Annotated in this window: 6 protein-coding genes and 1 pseudogene; 5 read left to right on the top strand and 2 right to left on the bottom strand. The window is 73.8% G+C overall.

Annotated features, from left to right (window positions below):
- The 4 genes from ABZ281_RS30885 to ABZ281_RS30870 form a co-directional block, all read left to right on the top strand.
- Window positions 1–2,201: acetate--CoA ligase family protein (locus ABZ281_RS30885; protein WP_356660809.1), on the top strand; the 2,201-nt coding region annotated here is incomplete at its 5' end.
- 51 nt (window positions 2,202–2,252) lie between these two features.
- Window positions 2,253–2,840, top strand: coding sequence for a DUF5998 family protein (locus tag ABZ281_RS30880; protein ID WP_356660807.1), 588 nt, complete (start codon window positions 2,253–2,255; stop codon window positions 2,838–2,840).
- Complete coding sequence (locus tag ABZ281_RS30875) at window positions 2,840–4,036, top strand: nucleotide pyrophosphatase/phosphodiesterase family protein (RefSeq protein WP_356660805.1); 1,197 nt, start codon at window positions 2,840–2,842, stop codon at window positions 4,034–4,036. The genes ABZ281_RS30880 and ABZ281_RS30875 overlap by 1 nt, the downstream gene beginning before the upstream one ends.
- Before the next feature lie 58 nt (window positions 4,037–4,094).
- Complete coding sequence (locus tag ABZ281_RS30870) at window positions 4,095–4,745, top strand: thymidine kinase (protein ID WP_356660803.1); 651 nt, start codon at window positions 4,095–4,097, stop codon at window positions 4,743–4,745.
- Window positions 4,746–4,814: 69 nt separating this feature from the next.
- Here ABZ281_RS30870 and ABZ281_RS30865 read toward each other — a convergent pair whose 3' ends face one another.
- Window positions 4,815–5,618: a VOC family protein gene (locus ABZ281_RS30865; RefSeq protein ID WP_356660801.1), complete on the bottom strand. Its 804-nt coding sequence runs from the start codon at window positions 5,616–5,618 to the stop codon at window positions 4,815–4,817.
- A gap of 251 nt (window positions 5,619–5,869) precedes the next feature.
- Here ABZ281_RS30865 and ABZ281_RS30860 point away from each other — a divergent pair, with 251 nt between their 5' ends.
- On the top strand, window positions 5,870–6,718 hold the full coding sequence (locus tag ABZ281_RS30860) for a sulfurtransferase (RefSeq protein ID WP_356660799.1): 849 nt from the start codon (window positions 5,870–5,872) through the stop codon (window positions 6,716–6,718).
- A 63-nt stretch (window positions 6,719–6,781) separates the two neighbouring features.
- Here ABZ281_RS30860 and ABZ281_RS30855 read toward each other — a convergent pair.
- Window positions 6,782–6,919: pseudogene (locus tag ABZ281_RS30855) on the bottom strand (DUF3071 domain-containing protein); the annotation flags it as partial.

Here is a 6,919-nt window from a genome sequence, read left to right as displayed (position 1 = left end):
GGCTGCTCGCCCCCGGCTCGGTCGCCGTGATCGGCGCCGGTCGCGCGCCGGGCGGCGTGGGCCGCAGCGTCCTCGGCAACATCCGGGACGCCGGCTACAGCGGCCGCCTCTACGCCGTGAACAAGGCCCTCCCCGAGGAGCAGAAGGAGCTCGACGGGGTGCCCGCCCACCGCTCGGTGCGGGACGTCGACGGCCCGGTCGACCTCGCCGTCGTCGCCGTACCGGCCGAGTACGTCCCCGAGGTCGTCACCGAGTGCGGCGAACACGGCGTGCAGGGCCTGGTCGTGGTCTCCGCCGGGTACGCCGAGAGCGGCCCCGAGGGACGCGAACGCCAGCGCGCCCTCGTGCGGCACGCGCGCACGTACGGCATGCGGATCATCGGCCCGAACGCCTTCGGCATCATCAACACCTCACCCCGGGTACGGCTCAACGCCTCCCTCGCCCCCGAAGTGCCGCGCCCCGGCCGCATCGGCCTGTTCGCCCAGTCCGGCGCCATCGGCATCGCCCTGCTGTCCCGGCTGCACCGGCGCGGCGGCGGCGTCACGGGCGTGACCGGTGTCTCCACCTTCGTCTCCTCCGGCAACCGCGCCGACGTCTCCGGCAACGATGTCCTGCAGTACTGGTACGAGGACCCCGACACCGACGTCGTCCTCATGTACCTGGAGTCCATCGGCAACCCCCGCAAGTTCACCCGCCTCGCCCGCCGCACCGCCGCGGCCAAGCCCCTGGTCGTCGTCCAGGGCGCACGGCACGGCGCCGCACCCCAGGGGCACGCCGTCCGGGCGACCCGGCTGCCGCACGCGACCGTGTCGGCGCTGCTGCGGCAGGCCGGGGTCATCCGGGTCGACACGATCACCGAGCTGGTCGACGCGGGCCTGCTGCTCGCCCGCCAGCCCCTGCCGGCCGGCCCCAGGGTGGCGATCCTCGGCAACTCGGAGTCGCTCGGCCTGCTCACCTACGACGCGTGCCTCGCCGAGGGGCTGCGCCCGCACCCCCCGCAGGACCTGACCACCGCGGCCTCGGCGGCCGACTTCCACGCCGCCCTGTCCCGTGCCCTGGCCGACGACCGGTGCGACGCCGTCGTCGTCACCGCCATACCGGCGGTGGGGGAGGGCTCGGACGGCGACGCCGCACTCGCCCAGGCCCTGCGCTCGGCATCCGCCGCTGCCCCCGGCAAGCCGGTCCTCGTGGTCCACGTGGAGCTCGGCGGCCTGGCCAAGGCCCTGTCGGCGGCGGCGAGCACGGCACCGCAGGCCGGGCCGGACAACCCGCCGCAAAATGCCCCCGGCCCGACGCCCGCCGCGGAACATCTCCCCGCCGCGGAAGCTCCCGAAGGCGCCCACCTCATCCCCGCCTACCCCGCCGCCGAGCGCGCGGTCCGCGCCCTCGGCCAGGCCGTGGCCTACGCGCAGTGGCGGCGCGAGGCCGCCGAGCCCGGCAAGGTGCCCGAGTACGAGGACATCAACGAGAGGGGCGCCGCCGCGCTGATCGACGGCCTCCTCGCGCGCGGGCAGGGACTCACGCTCGGCACGGACGAGACCTGCGACCTCCTCGGTCATTACGGCGTCCAGGTCCACCGCGCCCTGCCCGCCCCGACCCCCGACACCGCCGCGGAGGCCGCCCGCTCCCTCGAATACCCCGTCGCCCTCAAGGCCACCGCCCCGCACCTCAGGCACCGCGCCGACCTGGGCGGCGTCCGCCTCGACCTCGCGGACGAGGAGCAACTGCGCCGCTCGTACGCCGAGTTGACCGAACTGTTCGGCACGCCGGAGGAGCTGCGGCCGGTGGTGCAGCGGATGGCGCCCCGCGGCGTGGACGTCGTCGTACGGGCCGTGATCGACCCCGCTGCCGGAGCCGTGCTCTCCTTCGGGCTCGCCGGGGCCGCCTCACAGCTGCTCGGGGACACCGCACACCGGCTGATCCCGGTCACGGACCGGGAGGCGACCTCGCTGGTGCGCTCGATCCGCACCGCTCCACTGCTGTTCGGCTGGCGCGGCTCCGCCCCGGCCGACACCCGTGCCCTGGAGGAGCTGCTGCTGCGGGTCTCCCGGCTGGTCGACGACCACCCCGAGGTCGTCGCGGTCACCCTGGAGCCGGTCGTCGTCGCCTCACAGGGCCTGAGCGTCCTCGGCGCCTCCGTGCGCCTCGCGCACCCGCCCGCCCGCGACGACCTCGGCCCTCGGACCCTCCCCGCGTACTGACAGGGGGCGAGCTGTCCCTCGCAGTCAGTGGTCCCCCGTAGGATGGGCGTCATGGCCAAGACCAGTACGACGACCCAGGGGCTGCGGGCGGCGATCGAGCGCAGCGGCTACTACCCGGCCCTCGTGGCCGAGGCGGTGGAGTCCGCCGTGGGCGGCGAGCCCATCCGGTCGTACCTGGTCCACCAGGAGACGACGTTCGACCAGAACGAGGTCCGGCGGCACGTGACGGTGCTCGTCCTCACCGACAACCGCTTCATCGTCAGCCACACCGACGAGCAGGCCGCCGACAGCACCTCCCCGACGCCGTACGCCACGACGTCGACGGAGTCCGTGAAGATCGGACGCATCTCGTCGATCGTGGTCAGCCGTGTGGTCGCCAACCCCGAGTCCTACAAGCCGGGGTCCCTGCCCCGCGAGGTCGTCCTCACCATCGGCTGGGGCGCCGTCTCCCGCATCGACCTGGAGCCGGCCGCGTGCGGCGACCCCAACTGCGAGGCGGACCACGGCTACACCGGCAATTCGACGGCGGACGACCTCAGCCTGCGCGTCAGCGAGGCCGGGGACGGACCCGAGACCGTGCGCGAGGCGCTCGCCTTCGCGCAGTCCCTCTCCGAGGCGACCGCGGACACGACCCGCTGATGGCACAGCCCAAGACGGCCTGGGACCAGCACCCGGAACCGCTCACCGTCGCCTCCGCTCCCGTCCCCGAGTACGGCAGCGGATCGCTCGCCGACCTCCTGCCCACCCTGGCCGCCGGCCTGGGCGTCCCGGGCATGAGCGCCGCGATCGGCGAGCTGACCCCCGCCGACCGGAACTGCGTGTTCCTGATCGACGGCCTCGGCTGGGAGCAGCTGAGGGCGCACCCCGAGGACGCCCCCTTCATGACGTCCATGCTCGCCACCTCCCGCGGCGGCACCGGGCGCCCGCTCACCGCCGGCTACCCGGCGACCACGGCGACCTCCCTCGCCTCCGTCGGCACCGGCCTGCCGCCCGGTGCGCACGGCCTGCCCGGCTACACCGTCCGCAACCCCGACACCGGCGAGCTGATGAACCAGCTGCGCTGGCAGCCGTGGACCCCGCCCGGCCCCTGGCAGCCGTACCCCACGGTCTTCCAGCTGGCGCACGCGGCCGGGGTGCACGCGGCGCAGGTGTCGTCCCCGACCTTCGAGAACACCCCGCTGACCAAGGTTGCGCTCAGTGGAGGAAGATTCCTCGGGCGGCTGTCGGGCGAGGACCGCGTCGACCTCGCGGCCGATCAACTGGCCGCGGGCGACCGCTCCCTGGTGTACACGTACTTCGCCGAGGTCGACGGCGCCGGCCACCGCTACGGCGTCGACTCCGACACCTGGCGCGGCCAGCTCATGTACGCCGACCGCCTGGTCCAGCGCCTGGCCGAGCAACTGCCGCCGCGCAGCGCGCTCTACGTCACCGCCGACCACGGCATGATCGACGTGCCCTTCGACGAGCAGCACCGCATCGACTTCGACGAGGACTGGGAGCTGAGCGCCGGGGTCGCCCTGCTCGGCGGCGAGGGCCGTGCCCGCCACGTCTACGCGGTGCCCGGCGCGGCGAATGACGTCCTGACCTGCTGGCGCGAGGTCCTCGGCGAGCAGTTCTGGGTGGCCTCACGCGACGAGGCCATCGCGGCGGGCTGGTTCGGCCCGCAGATCGACGAGCGGGTGTACGGCAGGATCGGTGACGTGGTCGCCGCCGCGCGGGACGACGTCCTGCTCATCGCCTCCGAGCGGGAGCCGAAGGAGTCGGCGATGGTCGGCAACCACGGTTCGATGACCCCCGCCGAGCAGCTGGTCCCCCTGCTCGAAGTACGCTCCTGAGACAGCCCCGCCCCACGCCACACCCTGTCCTTCCACGCCGAAAGGTGCTCAACTCCACATGCCCGAGCTGGTGTTCTTCTGCGGAACGATGGACTGCGGGAAGTCGACGCTGGCTCTCCAGATCGAGCACAACCGCTCGGCGCGCGGCCTGCAGGGCATGATCTTCTCGCGCGACGACCGCGCCGGCGAGGGCAAGCTGTCCTCACGCCTCGGCCTGGTGACGGACGCGGTGGAGGTCGGCGACGGGCAGGACCTCTACGGCCACCTCGTCGACCACCTCTCGCAGGGCGGCCGCGCGGACTACGTGATCGCCGACGAGGCACAGTTCCTCGCGCCGGAGCAGATCGACCAACTGGCGCGTGTGGTCGACGACCTGAGCCTCGACGTCTACGCCTTCGGCATCACGACCGACTTCCGCTCCAAGCTGTTCCCCGGCTCGCAGCGGCTGGTGGAACTGGCCGACCGGGTCGAGGTCCTCCAGGTCGAGGCCCTGTGCTGGTGCGGAGCCCGCGCCACGCACAACGCCCGCACGATAGGCGGGGTGATGGTCGTCGAGGGCGCCCAGGTGGTCGTCGGCGACGTCACTCACTCCGCCGACGAGGTCGGGTACGAGGTCCTGTGCCGTCGTCACCACCGCCGCCGGATGACCGCGGCGACGTCCCACGCGGCGGCTCTGTCCCCGGACGTGCTGCCGGTGACGTCCTCCTGACCCGCGCCGGGCCCCCGGCTCGACCGCCGCCGCGGTCCGCCGCCTGACCCGGGCCGCGTCCTCCGGCCGTCAACTCGGCGGCTGCAGCAGCGCGAACCGTGCCCCTTCCGGGTCCGCCACCTTCGCCACCCGCCCGTGGGCGGTGTAGTGCGCGGGCTTCAGGACGTGCCCGCCCAGATGGACGAGATGGTCCAGCGCATCGTCGACATCGGCGACCTGGAAGTACGTCACCCAGTGCGGTCCCCGGTCGCGGGGCAGGGCGTGGCCCAGGCCGTGGATGCCGGCGACGGGTCCGCCGCCCAGGTGCAGGGTCACGTAGTCGAAGTCGGCGGAGACCACCGGCTCCTCCTCGAAGCCGAACACCATCCGGTAGAACTTGGCGACGCTCGCCGACTCGAAGGTCAGCAGCTCGTTCCAGGCGGGTGTGCCGGGCACGCCCGAAATGGTGGGGCCGAGGTGCGCGGCAGCCTGCCAGATGCCGAACACCGCGCCCGACGGGTCGGAGCCGATCGCGAGGCGGCCGGCGTCGGCGGCGTCCAACGGGCCCACGCCGATCGTGCCGCCGCGGCTGCGCACCGTCCCGGCCGTGAGATCCACGTTCTCCGAGGCGAAGTAGGGCGTCCACGCGATGGGGAGATGACGGTCCGGCGGCAGCCGTCCGATGCCGGCCACCTCGCGCCCGTCGAGCAGGGCGCGCACATACGGGCCGAGCTGCTGGGGGCCCGGCTGGAACTCCCAGCCGAACAGTGCTCCGTAGAACTCCTGGGTCGCGTCCGGGCCGTGCACCATCAGGCTCACCCAGCAGGGTGCGCCGGATGCGTGCCGAGCGGGTGTGTCACCGTTCGGGCCGGTGGACCCCGGTGCGTCGGTCATCGTCACTCTCTTCTCGGCCTCGCGGTGGCCGTGCTCTCCGCAGCCTGGCGGGACGGCCCTGTAGGGCGTCCCTTGTCCGGGAGAATGCCCGATGTGCGGGCCCCTGTCCCTCGCGGCGCGCTTGCCGGCACGTGTCGTTCGGCTGTACAGCATGTGCCTGTTCCCGTACGCCGTGTGATCGGTTCGCTCCGGCCGAGCAGAGTAGCCGGACACGGACGGCTCGGCCACCCCCGTGCGCGAGGATGGGGACCATGAACGCCATCATCTCCGCATCCGACCTCGTGAGGGATCTCGCGGGTGTCCGGCCGCCGGTCCTGCTCGACGTCCGCTGGCAGCTCACCGCGGCAAAGGCGGCCGGGGAGCCGCCGTTCGACGGCCGGGTCGCGTACGAGGCAGGGCACCTTCCCGGGGCCGTATACGTCGACCTGGACCGGGAGTTGGCCTCTGCGCCGGGCAAGGCCGGCCGGCACCCGCTGCCCGACCTCGCGTACTTCGGTACCGCGATGCGCCGGGCGGGCGTGTCGGCCGGGACGCCGGTGGTCGTCTACGACGGCGGCCAGGGGTGGGCGGCGGCCCGTGCGTGGTGGCTGCTGCGCTGGACGGGTCACCCGGACGTGCGAGTCCTCGACGGCGGGTTGCCGTCCTGGGAGGGGCCGTTGGACACGTCCGTGCCGGCTCCGGCGGAGGGCGACTTCGTGCCCGAGCCGGGGGCGGGGCTGCTCGACGCGGACGCCGCCGCGGCGCTGGCACGGTCCGGGGTGCTGCTGGACGCTCGCGCGGGGGAGCGGTACCGGGGCGAGGTGGAGCCGATCGACCCGGTGGCGGGACACATCCCGGGCGCGGTGTCGGCGCCCACCATGGAGAATGTGGGGGCGGACGGGCGTTTCCTTCCCGCCGGGGAACTGCGGGCACGGTTCGAGGGACTTGGTGTGACCGAGGGGTCGCGGGTCGGCGTGTACTGCGGCTCGGGTGTCTCCGCCGCGCACGAGGTCCTGGCGCTGGCGGCCGCCGGCCTTCCGGCGGAGCTGTACGTGGGGTCCTGGTCGGAGTGGTCCTCGGACCCGGGCCGGCCCGTCGCCGTCGGTCCGGACCCGCAGTGACCTGACACGAAGAGAGGGCCGCGCCCGGACAGCGCGGCCCTCGTCCTTCGGCAGCCGGGTCGGCTACTCCTGCTTCTTGCGTCGCGTCCCGAACACGATCTCGTCCCAACTCGGGACGGCCGCCCGGCGGCCGGGACGCACACCGTCCGCCTCGGCCTGGCGGTCGGTGGCACCGATCAGCCGGTCGCGGTGGCTGCCCAC

It is taken from the genome of Streptomyces sp. NPDC006265 (assembly GCF_040613555.1).
Classification (GTDB): domain Bacteria; phylum Actinomycetota; class Actinomycetes; order Streptomycetales; family Streptomycetaceae; genus Streptomyces.
This window is presented reverse-complemented; position numbering and strand designations above follow the sequence as displayed.